Origin of the sequence: Gordonia sp. BP-119, from assembly GCF_016924115.1 — a bacterium.
GTDB classification, from domain to species: domain Bacteria; phylum Actinomycetota; class Actinomycetes; order Mycobacteriales; family Mycobacteriaceae; genus Gordonia; species Gordonia hongkongensis.
Map to the genome: position 1 here is coordinate 32136 of NZ_JAFFZF010000035.1, position 18205 is coordinate 50340.

Here is an 18205-nt window from a genome sequence, read left to right on the forward strand (position 1 = left end):
AGCAGATGACCAGCCCGTCGGACCTCGACCCCACCAGACCCGGGTCCGGCGACGCCGCGTGGAATCACGCCCAGCGCGACGAAACGGAAACCCAACGCCTGGATCGCAACTGGAATTCGCTGCTGCAAGAGCTGCGGGTCGTGCAGACCGGCGTGCAGATCCTCACCGGATTCCTACTCACGCTGCCCTTCCATGACGGTTTCGAAGAGCTCGGCGGCACGTTGCGAGTGATCTACCTGATCACGGTGTCGTGTGCCGTGGGCGCCGCGATCCTCCTGGCGGCGCCCGTGGCGCTGCACCGGGCCCTGTTCCGTCAGCACCAGCTCGCGCTGATCGTCACCTACGCGCATTACCTGGCTTTCGCCGGCCTCACCCTGCTCGGCCTGGCGCTGTCCGGTGCGGTCACCGTCGTCTTCGGAGCGACCGCCGGACCGGTTCCGTCGGCGATCGCGGGCATCGTCACCCTCGTGACGTTCTCCCTCGCGTGGCTGATCGTGCCGCTGTGGCTCCGCGCAGTGACCGGCGCGCGGGATGACTCCGTCGACGACCCCCGCCGTTGACAGCGTTCCCCCGCCGCGGTACGCAGACGACGTGACCCTCGCGCCGAGTTTCATCGAAGAACACTTCGACCAGGTGACCGTGCTCGCGTCGGCGCATGGCGGTGCGTTTCCTTACGGCAACACGGTCGTGGTCCGCGGCTCCGCCGGGACCCTGGTGGTCGATCCCTCCCTCGAGGTCGACCACGACCCGGTGCAACCCGACGCGGTGATGATCAGTCACGCACACGAGGACCACATCGCTGGCCTCCGGTACTTCTCCGCGGACAAGTTCGCCCATCACGCCGACGTCGATGGCGTGCGATCCCTGCAGGTCCTTCTCGACAACTACGGACTGACCGACGAGGAGAGGGCCGGCGTCGACGCCCAGATCGGCGACACCTTCCGGTTGACGTCCGGCTTCCCCGAGGCCGCCGGGGTCGAGGACGGACACGCCTTCGAACTCGGCGGGGTCACCGCGACGGTCGTCCACCTGCCCGGGCACACCGCCGGGCATTCCGGCATCCTCGTCGAACCCACGGGCTTTCTCTATCTCGCCGACATCGACCTCACCTCGTTCGGACCGATGTACGGCGACCTGGGGAGCAGCGTAGACGACTATCTCGCGTCGATTGCGCGAGTACGCGACATCGATGCCCGCTGGTACGGCACCTTCCATCAGAAGGGCGTGGTCACCGGCGCCGACGAATTCCGATCACGTCTCGCCGACTACGAGGCCGTCATCCATCGACGCGAGGAACGCCTGCTGGAGTTGCTGCGCCGCCCACTCACGGTCGAGGGGATCGCCACCGAGCGGCTGGTGTATCGCCCGCATGTCCAGCTGCCCTTCGTCGACGCGGTGGAGAAACGGACAGCCGAACTCCACCTCGAACGGCTCGTGCGCCACGGCCAGGTCACGCGTTCCGAGGACGGCGTCTACCACCGCTCGTAGGGCGATCGTTCCGCTCCGCGACGTTTACCGAATGTCCGATTCGGACACCCTCGGTGTGTCAGCGACACAGCGAGAGTGAGGAGCGAGGAGTGCACACCGACACCACCCGCGCGGACACTTGGGATTTCGGTCTGGACAGCGCCATCCCCGACCTCGGAGACCCCGGCGACGTCGAGATCACGTCGACGGATTTCAGCGACACGTACTACGACACCGAGGACCGGGACCTGCTCGCGCACGGCACCACGGTCGTCTACGTCGACGGGGACGACGGGGACGAGCGTCCGGCCGGCTGGCGGGTCGTCACCCCCTCCCCCGGTGAGGTCATCACCGAACGAATCGACGCCCCCTCGACGGCCGTTCCGCCGACGATCGCCGATGCCCTCTGGGGGCTGAGCGGCGGCAAACCGCTTCGCGTCGCGGCGATCGTCCACACGCACCGAACCCGCCACCGCCATCTCGACGCGAACGGTGAGACGGATTACGAGGTGATCGACGACACCGTCTCCGCCACCGCCGCCGGCCCGGTCGCCACCGCCACGTCCTGGCGCGAGGTCGCGGTGCGCTCCGCGTCGTCGGATGCGGTGCCCAAGGGTGTACGCAAACGGATGGTCGGGGCCGGCGCGCGTCCGGCGTCGGCGTCGTCGACGTACGAGCGCGCCATCGGTCACGAGGCACCGCACCGAGCCGGCTCGGCGTCGCCGGCCGCTGCCGCCGCACTGGACTACGTCCACGAGCAGATCGCGACCATCTTCGCCGGCGATGTCGCGCTGCGTCGCGGTGAGAACCCGGTGCACGGCGTTCGCGTCGCCATCCGCCGTCTCCGGAGCACGCTGCGGACCGCGGCACCGCTGTTCGAGCCGAGCGACCTCGTGGGACTCGACGACGAACTGCGTTGGTTCGCAGGGGTTCTCGGCGAGGTGCGCGACCGGGAGGTCCTGCGCGCACGATTCGCCACTGCCCTCGCCGAACTGCCCGACGAGCTGGTGCTCGGACCGGTGGCGGCCCGGATCGAGGAAAAACTCTCCGCTCAGCAGCATCACCATCGAGAGAACGTCGCCGCCGAGATGACATCGGACCGGTATCGTCGGCTGCTGTCGACCCTCACGACCTGGAACGAGGCAGTCCCGCTCGTCGACGACCAGATCTCGAAGAAGCAGGTCCGTCAGATCGCCACCCGCGCGGCGCGCAAGGCGGACAAGCGGTTGAAGCAAGCCCTCGCCTCCGGGCACGAGGAAGATCTGCATCGGGCGCGCAAGGCGGCCAAGCGGGCCCGTTACGCCGGTGAGCTGGCCACGCCCGTCGTCGGGTCGATCGGTCGTGCGCAGGCCAAGCGCTACAAGAAGATCCAGACCGTCCTGGGGGAACACCAGGATGCCGCCGTTGCCGCCCGCGCCCTGCGGGAACTGGGCGCTGCCGCGGGAATCCGCAAGGGCGAGAACGGTTTCACCTACGGAATCCTGTATCAGCGCGAGCTCCATGCGGCCGCCGCGGCCCGCGACGCCGTTCTGTCCGGCAAGAAGTGATCGCCCGTTCAGTTCGACGTGTCGAGGATCGCGCGCCGTAACTCGGTGTGATCGTCGAAGAACGACGTCTCGGTCCCGTACCTGCGGAAGGTGTCGCTGCCCCGGCCGGTGATCACGACCACGTTGCGGTCACCGGCCATGGACGTGGCCGTCGAGAATGCGCTCCGCCGGTCGGGTTCCTAGATGACGACCGCCGACGCTTCCCGGTGCGCGCCGCGCAGCACACTGGCCCTGATCTCGCCGGGGTCCTCGTCCTCGGGGCTCTCGTCGGTGACGATCACGACGTCCGCGTAACGCGCCGCGACCTGTCCCAGTGGTTCTCGTTTCCCTGGATCGCGTCCGCCGGTTGCCCCGACCACGGCGATGAGCCGACCGTCCTCCGTCAACGACCACAGGTAGGGGAACATCGCGTGTTGTCCCGCCGTGTTGTGCATGTAGTCCACGATCGCGCGATACGGCTGTCCGGCATGCACGGGTTCGCACCGTCCGGCGATGCCGGTCACCGAGGAGACGCCCTCGGCCGCAGCGGCGAGGTCGACGCCGTCCGCCACCACGGCGGTGAGCGCCAGTAGAGCGTTGCCGACCTGGTGAGGCCCCAACACCTGCAGCCCGACCCGGGATCGCCCGTGTGGCGTGTGGACGGTAAATTCGGCGCTGAGACGCCCGGCCCGGATGTCGGTGGCGACGACGTCGGCGTCCGTGCGTCGAGTCGAGCACGTCCAGGTCTCCGTCGTGGTCCCGGCAGCCAGACGCACACCCCAGTGGTCGTCGATGTCGACCACTGCGATCTGCGTCCGCTCAGGCGTGAACATCGCGGCCTTGGTCGCGAAGTAGCCCTCCATCGACTCGTGATAGTCGAGGTGGTCGTCGGACAGGTTGGTGAACGCCATCACGCGGAATGCGGTGCCGTCGACCCTTCCCTGATCGATCGCATGCGAGGAGACCTCCATCGCGCAGCAGGTGACGCCGTGGCGTCGGAAGGTCGCCAGGGTCCGCTGCAGCATGGACGCCTCCGGCGTCGTGCGGGCGGGGACGACGTCGTACCCGGGGCCCCGGATCCGCGCACCGGAGATGAGCCCGCCCGCCTCCCCCGTCGCCGCGAGGGCCGCATCGACGAAGTGGGTCGTGCTGGTCTTGCCGTTCGTGCCGGTGACACCGAAGATCCGCAGATCACGTGATGGTTCACCGTGGAACCACGAGGTCAGCGGCCCCATGATGCGGCGAGGTTCGTCGACGACCAGAGAAGGCAGGACCGACGACGGGCGGTCGCTGATCACGAGGACGGCACCGGCCGCGGCCACGTCCCGCTCGAAGTCGAGTCCGTGCCAGCGGCGGCCCGGGATGGCCAGGTACGCGTCCCCGGGACGGATCGTGCGGGAATCGTCGTCGATGTCGCGGACCACCGTCGACCCGGCTGTGAGGTCGCCGAGGATGGCGGTGTCGAGGTGGTCGGCGATCTGCGCGACCGTCACTCCGGATCCCGGGTCGGGGTCCGCGTGGCGAACACGCCGCTTCGGGTCCATCGCCGCGACGTACCCGTGACGAGGGCGAATCCAAACCTCGACGTACGGGCCCGACGCAGGCCCGCTACCACACAAATCTCGGCAAACGGTCATAGCGCACGCTCTCGTAGACCGTTGTGACGCTCCTCACAATTTGTAGAACCCGCTGTGGCTCAACGCATTCGAGTCGGCGCGCCGGGTTGATTCACACCGGGGTGTTACATCTGCCCTCGTCGTGGCAACACTCGGGGTGTAGCCGATCCAACCCGCTCAAGAGGGGAGCAAGAACCGATGACCGTTTCCACCACCACCGTTCACCAGCAACTTCGCGCGATCCTCGCGTTGACGCACACCGAGATCCAGATCGCCGAGACCCGGCAGGCCCAGGCCCGTACCGACGCGATCCGCAAGGAACTGGCCCAGAACGCCGAGAACGCCCGCGAGCGCGCACTCACCATCGAGACCGCCCTGCGTGACCGCGGCGGACTCGTCGACGTCGTCCGGCCGGTACTCGGCCGCGTCGGTGCCGTCGCCAAGACGCTGGCCGAGCAGACCCAACCGCTCGACGAGGCCCTGCTCGATGACCTCGCACTCGAGCAGCGGCTCGTGGCACGCGCCACGTACCTGAAGGCACTGGCCACCGGCCAGGATGACCAATCACTCGTCGGCCTGGCCGACAAGCTCATCGACGCCCACACGGCGACCGTCCACTGGCTCACGACGGTTCTCGCCGAAGAGGCTCTCGGCGGCCCGGCCGCACTGCGTCGCGGCCCGTCGCAGTGGGCGAGCGGCCTCGCCGCGCGAGCCTTGACCGCCCCGGCGCTCGGCGCATCGTGGGCGATCGACCGCACCGCCGAGTTCGCCCGCCAGCTCCCCGACCCCGTGGAGACCCTGCGCAGCCGGTTCGGACGAGCAGTCGACGACGCGACCGAGACCGCCTCGCGAGCCGGTGACGCCGTCAGCAACGCCGGCGCAGCGGTGTCGAAGACCGTGGCCGCCGGCCGTGACGCCGCACTCGAGGCAGTCGAGGACAGTGCCCGTGACAGCGGCGCCGAGGGTGCCGCCGACGCGCTCCACCAGCTCCGCGAGATCACCGGAACCGTTGAGGCGGAAGACCTCCCGATCGAGGGCTACGTCGACCTCAACGTCACCGACGCGGTGGCCGCGGTCAAGGAGTTGACCAAGCCGGCCGACCTGCGGGTCACCCTCGCCTACGAGGAGGCACACAAGAACCGCCAGCGCGTGGTCTCCGCGATCGAGATCCGCTTCGCCGAGATCGCCAAGGACCTGGTCGGCATCGACAGCTGATCTGCCGAACCGACCGACCCCGACGGCCGCCATCGACCTGATGGCGGCCGTCGGCCTGTCGGAAGCATCTGCAGATGTCGCGAGACGTGGCGCCAGACGCAACGAGACACGACAACTGCGCGGGGTCCCACCCGCTCTTGCACGAATTTGGATCAGATCCAGAAAAACCGTGCGAAGTGGCGGTGACGCCCCTATGGTGGGGGACGTGGCATCGACATCGGACCACGCCCAGCAACTCCGGGCCGCAGATCTTCGTGTCACCCAGCCTCGGGTGACGGTGATGGCCGCCGTCGACAAGCACCCGCATGCCGACACGGACACCATCTATCACGCGGTACGCGAAACCCTGCCCACCGTCTCACGTCAGGCCGTCTACGATGTGCTGCACGCCCTGACCGAGCGCGGGCTCATCCGCCGCATCCAGCCCTCGGGTTCGGTGTCGCGCTACGAGTTTCGCACCGGAGACAATCACCACCACGTCGTCTGCCGCGCCTGCGGTGTCATCGCCGACGTGGATTGTGCAATCGGGGAAGCCCCATGCCTGACCCCCTCAGAAGACCACGGTTTCGCACTCGACGAGGCCGAGGTCATCTTCTGGGGCCTGTGCCCCGATTGTCTCAGCAAGGCCCCGACCTGATCACCTCCCGTGATCGCAGCCTGTCAGTCCCCTCGAAAGGAATGTCGTGACCTCCGACAGCCGCCCGCCCAACTCCGACGCCGACACCGCAAGTGCCAGCGAGAGCGAGAACCCGGCGATCCCCTCGCCGAAGCCGAAAGCGCATGCGCCGCTGACCAACAAGGACTGGTGGCCCGAGCAGATCGACCTCTCGATCCTGCACGCCCATTCCTCGCTGTCCAACCCGCTCGGTGAGGACTTCGACTACGCAACGGAATTCGAGAAGCTCGACGTCGAGGCCCTGAAGGCCGACCTGGTCTCGCTGATGACGACGTCGCAGGACTGGTGGCCCGCCGACTACGGCCACTACGGTGGCCTGTTCATCCGTATGAGCTGGCACGCCGCCGGTACCTACCGCATCTTCGACGGCCGCGGTGGCGGCGGTCAGGGCGCTCAGCGGTTCGCCCCGCTGAACAGCTGGCCGGACAACGCCAACCTGGACAAGGCCCGTCGTCTGCTCTGGCCCATCAAGCAGAAGTACGGCACCAAGCTTTCCTGGGCCGACCTGCTGGTGTTCGCGGGCAACGTCGCACTGGAGTCCATGGGCTTCAAGACCTTCGGCTTCGGCTTCGGCCGCGAGGACATCTGGGAGCCCGAGGAGGTGTTCTGGGGCCCGGAGGACGCCTGGCTCGGCACCGACAAGCGCTACTCCGGCGAACGTGAGCTCGCCCAGCCCCTCGGCGCCACCACGATGGGTCTCATCTACGTCAATCCCGAAGGCCCCGAAGGCAAGCCGGACCCGATCGCCGCCGCCGAGGACATCCGCGAGACCTTCGGTCGCATGGCGATGAACGACGAGGAGACGGCCGCACTCATCATCGGCGGCCACAGCTTCGGCAAGACCCACGGCGCCGGCGACGCCGACCTGATCGGGCCCGAGCCCGAGGGCGCCCCGATCGAGCAGCAGGGGCTGGGCTGGAAGTCGGGTTACGGCAAGGGCAAGGCCGAGGACACGATCACCAGTGGTCTCGAGGTCGTCTGGACGTCCACCCCGACCCAGTGGGGCAACGGGTTCCTCCAGAACCTCTACGGTTACGAATGGGAGCTCACCAAGAGCCCCGCGGGGGCCTGGCAGTACGTCGCGAAAGACGGTGCGGGAGCAGGCACGATCCCCGATCCGTTCGGCGGTCCCGGTCGCGCGCCCACCATGCTGGTGACCGACGTCGCCCTGCGCGAGTCCCCCATCTACGCCGACATCACCCGTCGGTGGCTCGACCATCCCGAGGAGCTCGCCGAGGCCTTCGCCAAGGCGTGGTACAAGCTGCTGCACCGCGACATGGGTCCGGTCAGCCGTTACCTCGGCCCGTGGGTTCCCGAGCCGCAGATTTGGCAGGACCCGGTGCCCGCGGTCGATCACGAACTGATCGACGCCGACGACATCACCTCTCTCAAGGGCACGTTGCTCGACGCGCTGTCCCCGACGCAGCTCATCAAGACCGCGTGGGCGTCGGCGGCCAGCTTCCGCAGCACCGACAAGCGGGGCGGTGCCAACGGCGCCCGCATCCGTCTCGAGCCGCAGAAGAACTGGGAGATCAACGAGCCCGGTGAACTCGCCAAGGTGCTGCCGGTACTCGAGCAGGTCCAGAAGGACTTCAACGACTCGGCATCGGGCGGCAAGAAGGTCTCGCTCGCCGACATCATCATCCTCGGCGGAGCGGCGGCGATCGAGAAGGCCGCCGAGGCAGCCGGTTTCCCGGTCACCGTGCCGTTCACCCCCGGCCGTACGGACGCCTCGCAGGAGAGCACCGACGTCGACTCGTTCGAGGTCCTCGAACCGCGCGCCGACGGGTTCCGCAACTACAGCAAGGACGGCGAGAAGACTCCGCTGGAGTCGTTGCTCCTCGACCGTGCCTACATGCTGGACCTCACCGCGCCGGAGCTGACCGTCCTCGTCGGTGGTCTCCGCGTGCTCGACACCAATTACGGTGGCAGCAAGCACGGCGTGTTCACCGACCGGCCCGGCGTCCTGTCGACGGACTTCTTCCGCAACATCATCGACATGAACACCGAGTGGAAGAGCGGTTCCGACGAGAACGTCTACGAGGGAACCGACCGCGCCACCGGCGAGAAGAAGTGGACGGCAACGGCTGCCGACCTCGTGTTCGGCTCGCACTCGCAGCTGCGCGCACTCTCCGAGGTCTACGCGCAGGACGACTCGGCGGAGCGTTTCGTCAACGACTTCGTCAAGGCGTGGGTGAAGGTCTCGAACAACGATCGGTTCGATCTGGCCTGATCCGGCATCTCACGATCGAGGGCACCCCGCGGGCACGTTGCCCGCGGGGTGTTCTGCTCTGCCGGTGAGATTCTCGAGTCACCGTTCCCGCAGGCACGCGACGACCTCGGCGAGCACCTGCTCGACCCGGGACCCCGTGAGCGCGGAGGCCGCGCCGGTCACCAGGACCTGCAGCTCCCCCTGCGCGGTCGGCGAGCCCTCGATCTGCAGCATCCATCGCGTGGCCCGCGGCGGGAACACGTAGAGGTGACCGCCCACACTCGGCCGGGTGATGGTCGGGGTCCAGCCGAGCAGCACCGGAACCGGGAAGAGGCGCCCGTCGACGACCGGCCGGCCCAGTACGTCCAGCACGTCCTCCATCGGCCCGGTCGCCGCAGCGATGCACCGACGGGTGCGCTCGACCGAGTCGCGGACGTCCTCGCGGGCGTCGAGCGGCGTGACCGCAGCGACGACGAAGTCGCCCACGGTGTCCTCGGCACCCGCCGGTCGCGTCGACGCCGCGGTGGCCGCCATCACCCGGTCTTGTCCGGTCAGTCGCGCGAGCGCCTCCGACACCGATCTTCCGAATGCCTCGAACGGGGTCATGCCCTGCTCGGACGCACCGTCACGGAACCGTGCGTAGGCGTCGGCGTCGACGAGAACCCGGCGACGAACCGCCGTGGACTGCGCGTAGGAGACGGGGGCCAGCCCGTCCAGGGTGAAGGACCCCGCGGGCGGCTCGCCGAGCAGTTGGTGCCACGACCGGCCGTCCATGTCGTCGTCAGTGCGTGGTGCGCGCGGCGAGATGGGTTGCATTGCGGGGACATCCACTCCGCGGGCGATCAGGTCCGCCTCTCGGGCCAGCGTTCCGAGCGAGTGCCCGTCGACCGCGATGTGATGGAACACCGCGACCGCGGCCATCACACCGCCGTCGGCATCCGCCAGGATCCGCACGCAGAACGGCGGCGCGGTCCGGACATCGAGCGACGCCGACATCTGTTCGGCGTGTGCGCGTAGGCTCTCGCGTCCCGGGTTCGGGTCTGGGTCCGAAACCACCTGCACGGCAACATCGACCGCTGCGTCAGCGCCGCCGGCCAGCGCCCGCTGGACCGGTCCGGCGGGGGTGTCCGGATAGCTCGACCGCAGGGCGGGGTGCCGATCGGCCAACGCGCGGAGCAAGTCTCGCAATTCGGGAGCGGTGGGCCGCCCGGTCTCGGGTGGAACCCATCCGACGCGGACCAGCTGCCCGTGCGGGTGTCCCGGTGCGCGTTCGACCGTCCGTTCTGCGGACGTGAGCGGACGATCGTCGGCCGGTGCGGTCGGTCGCCGTACGGTGACGTCCGGGCGCACCGGCTCGACCATCCGCTCGGCCAGAATCTTCAGGTCGGGCGCGGTGAGCACGTCGTCGGGCCCGATCTCGGAATGTCCTGCCGCGATAAGCGATCCGACGACCCGCATGACCGCCAGGGAGTCGCCGCCCTGCTCGAGGAAGCCGGCGAACAGATCGACGTCATCAGTGCCCAGCGCCTCGCCCACGACCCGAACCAGCAGGGTCTCGTGCGAGCCGACGGGTCCGCGCGCCGACCGGCGGCCGGGGAGCGGGTGGTCCGCCAGCTTTCCGACGTCGAGCTTGCCGTTGCCGGTACGGGGTAGCGCGTCGATGCCGATGACGAGCGCGGGCACCATGTACGACGGCAGGACACCGGCGACCGCGCGACGCAGCCCGGGTGCGTCGACATCCGTTCCGGTGCCCTGCGGCACGACGAATGACACCAGCGCGGTACGGCCCGACGGCAACTCGCGCAGAATCGTCGCGGAACTCCGCACGTCGGTGCATCGTCCGAGCGCAGCGTCGATCTCAGCGAGTTCGATTCGCAAGCCCCGCAAGGTGATCTGTCCGTCGCGGCGTCCGAGCAGTCGGATCTCACCGGCCTCGGTCCACTGGGCCAGGTCGCCGGTCCGGTACATCACCTCCTCGGCCGAGAACGTGCTCTGCACGAAGGCCTCCGCAGTGGACGCCGAATCGTCGAGATAGCCGTCGGCCAATTGCGGTCCGGCACAGTGGAGCGTGCCGATCGCCCCGGGAGGTTGTGGCCGGCCTAGGCGATCCAGGACCGCCTCGTCGACTCCGACCATCGGCGGGCCCACAGTGATCGCCTCGCCCGGCAGCAGCGGAGCGGAGATGTTGATGCTGCACCGGGTTTCTGTGGGTCCGTACGCATTCCGCAGCCGGACGCGACCCGACCAGCGGTCGACCACCCGCGGCGACGGCGGTTCGCCACCGATGATCACCTGCACCAGATCGTCGGCCAGATCCAGGGGCAGGGTGTCGAGGACCGACGGCGTGACGATGAGGTGACTGACGCGATGCCGTCGGATCAGCTGTGCCAGTGCATCACCGCCGGGTGCCGACCTCGGCGCGACGACAACGGTCGCCCCACAGACGACCCCGCACAGCATCTCGACGATCCCGGTGTCGAAGGTCGGGGACGACGCGTGCAGGATGCGTGACCCGGGTGTCAGAGCGTACGTCTGTCGGATCTCCGAGATCAGGGCGGGCAGGCCGCGGTGGGGCATGATCACGCCTTTGGGCGTTCCGGTGGAACCCGAGGTGAACAGCAGGTAGGCGGCATCGTCGGGCCCGCGTTCCAAACCCGGCCACCGATCGGCGATCGGGGAGCCGGGGTCGTCGTGCTCGAGGTCGAGCCACCGGATCGAGCCCGGGCGTGGGGCGCCCGGCACGCACAATCCGACCTTGGCGCCGGAGCGATCGAGCAGATCCCTCGTTCTCGCGTCCGGTGCGAACGGATCGCCGACCGGCACCCATACGCCGCCCGCACACAGCACCGACCAGAACGCGACGACGGAGGCCGCCGACCGCTCGATGGACACCGCCACCCGGTCACCGGCCCCGACTCCGGCTTCCAGGAGCAGGCGGGTTCCGCGAGTCACCCGGCGCTCGAACTCGCGCCGGGACACCGACACCTCACCGTCGATGATCGCCACGGCCGCCGGATCCGACGACCAGTGGTCCTCCAGATGACTCACGGTCGGCGTGAAGGCCGGTGCCGGTGGACCGCTCCGGCACCGGAACCGCTCCCACTCGCCGTCGACGAACACCGAATCGTCCGGAATCCGGGGGCCGCCGTCCAGTTCGCGCAGAGTGGCGGTCAGATGCCGGTCGAAGCGTCGGGCGAGAGTGGCCAGCGCGTCGGTGTCGAAGACCGCGGCCGGGGCTTCCCAGGTGACCGCCCGGCGGCCGTTCTGATCGGCGGGGTGCAGGGTCACCGCGACGTCGGAGATCGGTCCGGTCCGCATCACCTCGAGTCCCCAGTGCAAGCCGTCGACAGCGGGCGGTTCGAAGCCCGGCAGGAGATTGACCACCGCACCGAAGCTGTTGAGCCCGTGCTGGTTCCGCAGCATGTCCTCGCGATGGTGGCGCTGGTGACGCAGTGCCTCGATCAGTGCCGACGACACGTCGACGCGGGCCTGCCCGGCGTCGCGGTCCCCGATTCCGTCGAGGCGCAACGGCACGACGTTGGAGACGGGCTGCACCGCCCGTAGACGTGCCGCCGAGGTACGTGCGGCGACCGGGAGACTCAGCCCCACGTCGGGGGTGTCGAGGAGCCGGGCGCACAGGCCCGCGAACGCGGTGACGAACTCGGCCGACGATGCGGTCCGCGGACTTCTCAGGGGTTCGGTGACGCGCACGATCGACGACGTGAAATGCGGGACGGAACCGGCCAGCAAGGACGGCGCGAGGCCGTCGAGCCGTCGGGCCCAGTGTTGTTCGTCGGCCTGTCGGCGTCGCGAGTCGCGGTACCTCTCCTCTTCGGCCTCGAGTTCGAGGTCGTCGGCGAGGCGCAACTCGTCCGGGCGCGCCGTACCCGCGTAGACAGCGGCGATGTGCGCCATCACCCGCAGGACGCCGGCGCCGTCGGTGAGCACGTGGTGCACCCGCACGACCCATCGGTGGGAGTCGGGGGCGAGAACGTGCAGTTCGCTGCGGAACAACGGCAGTCCGAGGTCGGCACCGGCGGGGTCATCGAGGAAATCCTGGGCGCGCGAGTCGCTCGCCGCCGCCGGATCGGCACACGTGGACAGGTCGACGCATTCCACCGGGTCCAGTCCGGAACCGGCTGGTTGCAGGGGATGCGGATGACCGTCGGCCGGCGAACGATCAGGACTCAGACGTACGTCGCACCAGCCGACGTGGTCGAGCACGGCACCGGCCGTGCGGTGGAGTCGTTCGGCATCGAGCGGGCCGCTCAGGGTCAGGCCGAACGCGACGACATGCGAGACCTCGGGATGCAGCAGTTGCGAGAGCCACAGGCCGCGCCGGGTCACGGTCATCGCGGATCGCCCCCTGGGCCTCGTCGGGTGGAGCCGTGCCCGGAGATCACGCCCCGACCGTAGGTGCGCCGAGTTGAACGGACGCTGAAATGCGAGGTCCGGCGGTCGACGACGACCGCCGTCCGCGGTGCATCTCCCGCGGCGTCACGCGCCGAGCGCGCGGGCGAACATCGGCCAGGACTCATGCATCTGGTCCTCCCAGTACCCCCAGGAATGCGTACCGGTCGCCGGGAGCCGGACGACGGCCGGGATGCGCAGCGCGGCGAGGCGGTTTGCCATCGTCACCGTGCACGATCGTGCGGTCGCTTCGGCGAATCCGCCGGCCGCGACCTGTTCGGCGAGCTCCCCCACGTTGCCGGCGATCCGCCGGTCGGACAGATTGTCGTGTGCACCGGGCAATCCGGTCGCCGCACTGATCCACAGGGCAGGGGTGCGACGCCCGAACTTGTAGGCGTTGATCACCGGATCCTGGGCTGCCCACTGCGGGTCCCCGGGCGGGCCGTACATGTTGCTGGCGTCGGCGAGTCCGGGGACGAACGCCACGTTGCGCAACAGCAACTGCCCGGTGGGCGACGCGGTGTCGGCGCATCCCGAGTAGGAGCCCACCGCCCGGTAGAACCCCGGGTGGTTCTCGGCGATCCGCAGCACCGCCGTACCCGCCATCGAGATCCCCGCGACACCGCGCGAGCGTCCCGGGCCGGATCGTCCCCCGTGCGCGTTCTCGAAGGCGGCGGGCAGCTCCGAGGTCAGAAAGGTCTCCCACCGCAGGGGCCGTGACGTCTTCACGCCGAACCGGAAGTTCGCGGCCGGGTCGACGCGGCGCCAGTCGGCGTAGTAGCTCGCGGCACCGCCGATCGGGGTCACGGTCCACACGTTCTTGTTGGCATAGAACGCGTTGGCGTCGGTGGCGTGCGTCCAGTCGTCGTTGTCCTCGCCCCCGGACGATCCACTGAGCAGGTACATCACCGGAGCGGCCTGGTTCCGGTTCGCGGGCGTCTGGACGAGCGACGGGACCTGGGTCTGCATCGACCGTGACCACACCGACACCACGAGATTGCGGGGCGACACCCAGGTCTCCCGGTATGGCGCGCCGGCCGTCGCCTTGGCGTATCGGACACCGGTGAGGGTGTCCGCCGCCGCGGTTCCCGCGGAGGGCACGAGCACACCCGCCACGCCCATCACCATGGACAGGACGGCGACGCCGACGACCACGACATTCGGCAAGCGAGACATCCGCGGCTCCTCGAGTTCGTACCGAATCATCACCGACTCGGTCCCGTCATCGTATGCACACCGCTCTGTACCCAGGACCGTTCGGGTCAATCGTCCAGGACTGTTGCACAACAGAATCGGACGAATCGGGTATGAGGTGGGTCGGCCCGACGTACGGTCGGACGATGACACCACTCCTGCGCACCGCCGTCGCGACGCTCGCCGCCGCGGCCGCTCTCCTGACGCCGCTCGCGATGTCGTCGGGGACGGCGAATTCCACGCCCTCGTCCGGAATCTCGGCGGTCAGCCTGGCCAAGGCGGACATCCCGGCCGACCTCCTACCCTTCGTGCCCGACGGCGTACACGTGGAGGTCCGGGAGATCACCATCGCCCCCGGCGGCACCACCGGGTGGCACTATCACGACGGCCCGCTCTACGGACTGGTCCGGCAGGGCACGCTTACCCACCCCGGCTCCGACTGCAAGCCGGTGGTGTACCGGACCGGCGAGATCATCGCCGAACCCGGGGGCAAGGCGAACACCCACGAGGGAACCAATCTCGGGACCACCCCGGTCGTACTTGTCGTCCTGTACCTGATGCCCCTGAACAAGCCGCTGTCCGAGGACGCACCCGCACCGCCGTGTGCGACGGCCACTTCCTGACGGCGGGCGAGCCAGCCCCTGCTTGCTGATCCGAAAGAAGCGACCCCATTGCTCCCTGAGGAGTGAGGAGCGATAGCGACGAGCCACGAAGGGCCTGGTGAGGCATGTTGCGAAGCCCTTCGTGGCTCGCTTCGCTCGCACCTCAGGGAGCAGAGGGAGGCCGTCGCTGCACCCAACGGACCAGCGGTTCTGTGGTTCACTCGGATCAGGGAGCAGAACGCTGCCGCCAGTCGAGCAGTGTCCCGAGGTCGGCTGCGAGCGAACGTGAATCAGCGGTCACGAGTTCTCCGTCGCGTACCACCCACCGACCTGCGACCATGACGTCGCGGGGTCGCCGGCCCGGGCCGGCCCACAGCAGGCCGTCGACCGGGTCGGTGACCCCGGCGTCGAAGACGTCCGAGCAGTCCCACACGCAGAGGTCGGCGGCGGCACCGGGCCGGAGGTGCCCCAGCTCGCTGCGGCCGAGACCTGCCGCCGAACCCTCGGACGCCATCGCGAGAACCTCTCGGGCCGTGACGGGTTCGCCGATCAATCCCGAGACCTGAACGGCCAGGCGGGCATCGGCGAGCAGGTGCCCGGCGTCGTTGCTCCCGCCGCCGCTGGTGCCGAGTCCCACCCGCACACCCGCGGACACGAGCGCCGCAACCCGCGCGACGCCCCATCCCATCGGCACGTCGCACCCGGGCGCGTGGGTCGCAGACGCTCCCGATCGCGCGACCAGAGCCACTTCGTCGTCGGTGATCTCGCACAGATGCGCCAGCGTGACGTCGTCGGCGAGCCAACCCCACTCGTCGAGCAACTCGAGGGGACGCCGCCCATATCGTTCCGCGGCGACCTGCACATCGACCTGCTCGTTCGCCTGCGTACGACGACGCAGGCCGAGTCGGGATGCGACCTCGCCGAGCGTCGCGAAGGTCTCCGGCCCGTCGCTGTGCACGCCGGACGGGCCGACGGCCAGCTGCAGCATCCCGTCCGCGCTCGTGCCGGTTGCCCCCGCACCCAGATGGGTTCGGTGGATGTCCTCGACCGATGTGGCTGCGGCTTGCGGGTCGTCGCGAGCAGTGCCCCGGACGAAGACCAATCGCGCACCGACCCGTGCGGCGGCATCGATGGTCCCTCCGGCCAACGCGACCGGGTCCTGACCACCGGGCCAGGTCAGATGATGGTCGGCGACCGTGGTCACACCGCACAGCAGGGATTCCGCGAGACCGGCAGCCGCTGCCGCGGCGACGAGCTCGGGGTCGACACCGACCGATGAATAGCGTTGCGCCATCAGGCCGAGCCACTGCGGCATCGGTACCGACCGGCTCTCCGGACGCGACCGGAACGCGGTCTGCAGCAGATGGTGGTGCGCGTTCACGAGACCGGGCGTGACGACGCACCCCGAGACGTCGACGACCTCGTCCGCGGCGGTCCGGCCGCCGACCGCGGCCCCGATCCGCCGGTCGTCGACCACGACCGGATCGCGCGTGACCATCGACGCGTCACGTAGGACCGCCACGGCGCCGGTGAGCACCGTGACCGTCACAGCTCGAGCACCAGACGACCGCTCGTACACCGCGACACGCAGATCATCATCGATTCGTTCTCGGACCGCTCCTCCGGCGACAGGATCGAGTCGCGGTGGTCCACCTCGCCGCTGACCACCCCCGTCTCACAGGTTCCGCAGACACCTTCGCGGCACGACGACGGCGCCACCACCCCACGTCCGTCCAAGACGTCGAGGATGGTGCGATCCTGCGGCACCGTCACCGTCACGCCCGAGAAGGCAAGGGAGAGTTCGAACTCCGCGTCAGCCGCGGACTGCGTCGTCGTGGCGGTGAACTTCTCGGCGAACGAATCCACGGCCGGTTGCGGCTCACACACTTGCGCAACGGCTTCCAGCATCGACGGCGGTCCGCAGGTGTACACGGCGGTGCCGCGGGCGAGCCCGGCCAAGACGCCACCGAGATCCAGGCGCCCCGAGTGGGCCGACTCGTGAATCGTGACCAGTCCGGGGTACCTGGGTTCGATCTCGTCGACGAAGGCCATCTCCGCCCGGGACCGTCCGACGTAGACGAGCCGCCACGGCCGCCCGGTACGGCGGGCCTCGTCGACGAGGGCGAGGACGGGGGTGATGCCGATACCACCGGCCACGAACACATAACCGAGTGCACGTGTCAGCGCGAAGTGATTGCGCGGCGGGCTGATCCACACCTCGCCGCCCACCTGGATGTCGTCGTGCACGGAGTCCGAACCGCCCCGGCTGTCGATCCGCCGCTCGACGGCGATCCGGTACGTACTCGTGTCGTCAGGGGAGGAACACAACGAGTACTGTCTGACCGGGCCGGCCGGTGTGTGCAGATCGACGTGCGATCCAGCGGTCCACGACGGCAGCGCGGCGACACCGACCGGCGCGAGGACGAATTCGTCCACCCGACGGGCGAGCCGGCGCCGTGACACCACACGGACACGCAGTCCATCTCGAAGGTCGTTCGCTGACACAGACATCGGAGATCTCCTAGGTATTACGATCTCCGCCGGGATTCCCAGCCACGGGAACCACCCCCACCGTCGCGGATCTCCGACACCTGCGTTGACGCCTGGACAACGACGAGCCGAGCGGCCTCGGAACCGGTGAGCCGCCACCGGTGGGGAATGCCGCCAGCGTAGTAAAGGCTGTCGCCTCTTCGCAATTCGAGGAGACTTCCGTCGCCGAGGTCGACCTCGACCTCGCCGTCGACGACATGCAACCACTCGTCCTGCTCGTGCTGGAAGTACTCGCCGTAGTCCCGCCGGTTCAACAACTGCTCCTGGGGGAAGAACGCGGCGTCTCCTCGAACGAGCAACCGGGCGTATCCGGCGTTGTCGCCGGCCTGCGGAAGGATCGCGCCCTCGCCGGCACGCACCAGTTGCGTCCCGACGGGTGCCGGAGACGGTGCCCCCGCCACGTGCGCAGGGTCCGCGGCCAGCATCAGACTGACCTGGGTTGTGTCCAGCGCCCTGGCGATCCGTTCCAGGGTCGTCATGCTCGGACGCGCGTATCCGCGCTCGAGCTGCGACAAGAACGGATGCGAGATACCGGCCTGCGCAGCCAGATTCGTCAACGTGAGGCCATGCTGCTTACGTCGTCGGCGGATCTCGGCACCCAGCGACACCTGCGCGACGTCCGGCTCGTCGAGCGCCATGTGGCTCACACCCTTCCTGCAGAACCGATGGTTACACGCCCGCAGCGCTGGTTAACGTCGTGGCAACAGCGCATTCCTATATTCGGACGTGTTGACGTG

The 18205-nt window shown here is 68.9% G+C and carries 14 protein-coding genes; 7 read left to right on the forward strand and 7 right to left on the reverse strand.

What is annotated here, in order from left to right; genetic code table 11:
• Window positions 1-5 precede the first annotated feature (5 nt).
• The 3 genes from JW364_RS18410 (at window position 6) to JW364_RS18420 (ending at window position 3014) form a co-directional block, all read left to right on the forward strand.
• Complete coding sequence (locus tag JW364_RS18410; protein WP_205333959.1) at window positions 6-560, forward strand: DUF6328 family protein; 555 nt, start codon at window positions 6-8, stop codon at window positions 558-560.
• A gap of 31 nt (window positions 561-591) precedes the next feature.
• Window positions 592-1488, forward strand: coding sequence for an MBL fold metallo-hydrolase (locus JW364_RS18415; protein ID WP_068970182.1), 897 nt, complete (start codon window positions 592-594; stop codon window positions 1486-1488).
• Window positions 1489-1577: 89 nt separating this feature from the next.
• Window positions 1578-3014 carry a CHAD domain-containing protein gene (locus tag JW364_RS18420; protein ID WP_205333960.1) on the forward strand — a complete coding sequence of 479 codons (1437 nt, stop codon included), beginning with the start codon at window positions 1578-1580 and terminating at the stop codon, window positions 3012-3014.
• An 8-nt stretch (window positions 3015-3022) separates the two neighbouring features.
• On the opposite strand, the gene JW364_RS24460 is transcribed toward JW364_RS18420, so the two are convergent.
• Window positions 3023-3154 (reverse strand): hypothetical protein, encoded by a 132-nt coding sequence (locus tag JW364_RS24460; protein WP_264186868.1) that lies wholly within the window; start codon window positions 3152-3154, stop codon window positions 3023-3025.
• A 39-nt stretch (window positions 3155-3193) separates the two neighbouring features.
• A complete protein-coding gene (locus JW364_RS18425) occupies window positions 3194-4486 on the reverse strand; it encodes a UDP-N-acetylmuramoyl-L-alanyl-D-glutamate--2,6-diaminopimelate ligase (RefSeq protein WP_307814808.1) in 1293 nt (430 codons plus the stop codon).
• Window positions 4487-4807: 321 nt separating this feature from the next.
• On the opposite strand from JW364_RS18425, the gene JW364_RS18430 reads away from it, so the two are divergent.
• The 3 genes from JW364_RS18430 (at window position 4808) to katG (ending at window position 8733) form a co-directional block, all read left to right on the forward strand.
• A complete protein-coding gene (locus JW364_RS18430; protein WP_205333961.1) occupies window positions 4808-5824 on the forward strand; it encodes a ferritin-like domain-containing protein in 1017 nt (338 codons plus the stop codon).
• A 193-nt stretch (window positions 5825-6017) separates the two neighbouring features.
• Window positions 6018-6461, forward strand: coding sequence for a Fur family transcriptional regulator (locus JW364_RS18435; protein ID WP_058249784.1), 444 nt, complete (start codon window positions 6018-6020; stop codon window positions 6459-6461).
• Between the two features lie 46 nt (window positions 6462-6507).
• On the forward strand, window positions 6508-8733 hold the full coding sequence (gene katG / locus JW364_RS18440) for a catalase/peroxidase HPI (protein WP_205333962.1): 2226 nt from the start codon (window positions 6508-6510) through the stop codon (window positions 8731-8733).
• Between the two features lie 78 nt (window positions 8734-8811).
• Here katG and JW364_RS18445 read toward each other — a convergent pair whose 3' ends face one another.
• Together JW364_RS18445 and JW364_RS18450 are read right to left on the reverse strand one after the other, a co-directional pair.
• Window positions 8812-13065 carry an AMP-binding protein gene (locus JW364_RS18445; RefSeq protein WP_205333963.1) on the reverse strand — a complete coding sequence of 1418 codons (4254 nt, stop codon included), beginning with the start codon at window positions 13063-13065 and terminating at the stop codon, window positions 8812-8814.
• Between the two features lie 144 nt (window positions 13066-13209).
• Window positions 13210-14298 (reverse strand): alpha/beta hydrolase family protein, encoded by a 1089-nt coding sequence (locus tag JW364_RS18450; RefSeq protein ID WP_065631450.1) that lies wholly within the window; start codon window positions 14296-14298, stop codon window positions 13210-13212.
• Between the two features lie 164 nt (window positions 14299-14462).
• On the opposite strand from JW364_RS18450, the gene JW364_RS18455 reads away from it, so the two are divergent.
• Entirely contained in the window at window positions 14463-14939 is a 477-nt protein-coding gene (locus JW364_RS18455) for a cupin domain-containing protein (protein WP_058249779.1), read from the forward strand.
• A gap of 205 nt (window positions 14940-15144) precedes the next feature.
• On the opposite strand, the gene JW364_RS18460 is transcribed toward JW364_RS18455, so the two are convergent.
• The 3 genes from JW364_RS18460 to JW364_RS18470 are packed head-to-tail and all read right to left on the reverse strand — an operon-like array spanning window position 15145 to window position 18106.
• Entirely contained in the window at window positions 15145-16467 is a 1323-nt protein-coding gene (locus JW364_RS18460) for an amidohydrolase family protein (protein WP_068970685.1), read from the reverse strand.
• Window positions 16464-17429 carry a PDR/VanB family oxidoreductase gene (locus JW364_RS18465; RefSeq protein ID WP_068970684.1) on the reverse strand — a complete coding sequence of 322 codons (966 nt, stop codon included), beginning with the start codon at window positions 17427-17429 and terminating at the stop codon, window positions 16464-16466. The genes JW364_RS18460 and JW364_RS18465 overlap by 4 nt, the downstream gene beginning before the upstream one ends.
• Before the next feature lie 17 nt (window positions 17430-17446).
• On the reverse strand, window positions 17447-18106 hold the full coding sequence (locus JW364_RS18470) for a helix-turn-helix domain-containing protein (protein ID WP_058249777.1): 660 nt from the start codon (window positions 18104-18106) through the stop codon (window positions 17447-17449).
• Between the last annotated feature and the right edge of the window lie 99 nt (window positions 18107-18205).

What these genes read in the sequence shown, in the direction of transcription:
- JW364_RS18430 (WP_205333961.1), top strand. Translation starts at nt 4,808, where the DNA reads ATGACCGTTTCCACCACCACCGTTCACCAGCAACTTCGCGCGATCCTC.
- JW364_RS18465 (WP_068970684.1), bottom strand. Translation starts at nt 17,429, where the DNA reads ATGTCTGTGTCAGCGAACGACCTTCGAGATGGACTGCGTGTCCGTGTG.
- JW364_RS18470 (WP_058249777.1), bottom strand. Translation starts at nt 18,106, where the DNA reads ATGGCGCTCGACGAGCCGGACGTCGCGCAGGTGTCGCTGGGTGCCGAG.
- JW364_RS18445 (WP_205333963.1), bottom strand. Translation starts at nt 13,065, where the DNA reads ATGACCGTGACCCGGCGCGGCCTGTGGCTCTCGCAACTGCTGCATCCC.
- JW364_RS18410 (WP_205333959.1), top strand. Translation starts at nt 6, where the DNA reads ATGACCAGCCCGTCGGACCTCGACCCCACCAGACCCGGGTCCGGCGAC.
- JW364_RS18455 (WP_058249779.1), top strand. Translation starts at nt 14,463, where the DNA reads ATGACACCACTCCTGCGCACCGCCGTCGCGACGCTCGCCGCCGCGGCC.
- JW364_RS24460 (WP_264186868.1), bottom strand. Translation starts at nt 3,154, where the DNA reads ATGGCCGGTGACCGCAACGTGGTCGTGATCACCGGCCGGGGCAGCGAC.
- JW364_RS18450 (WP_065631450.1), bottom strand. Translation starts at nt 14,298, where the DNA reads ATGTCTCGCTTGCCGAATGTCGTGGTCGTCGGCGTCGCCGTCCTGTCC.
- JW364_RS18435 (WP_058249784.1), top strand. Translation starts at nt 6,018, where the DNA reads ATGGTGGGGGACGTGGCATCGACATCGGACCACGCCCAGCAACTCCGG.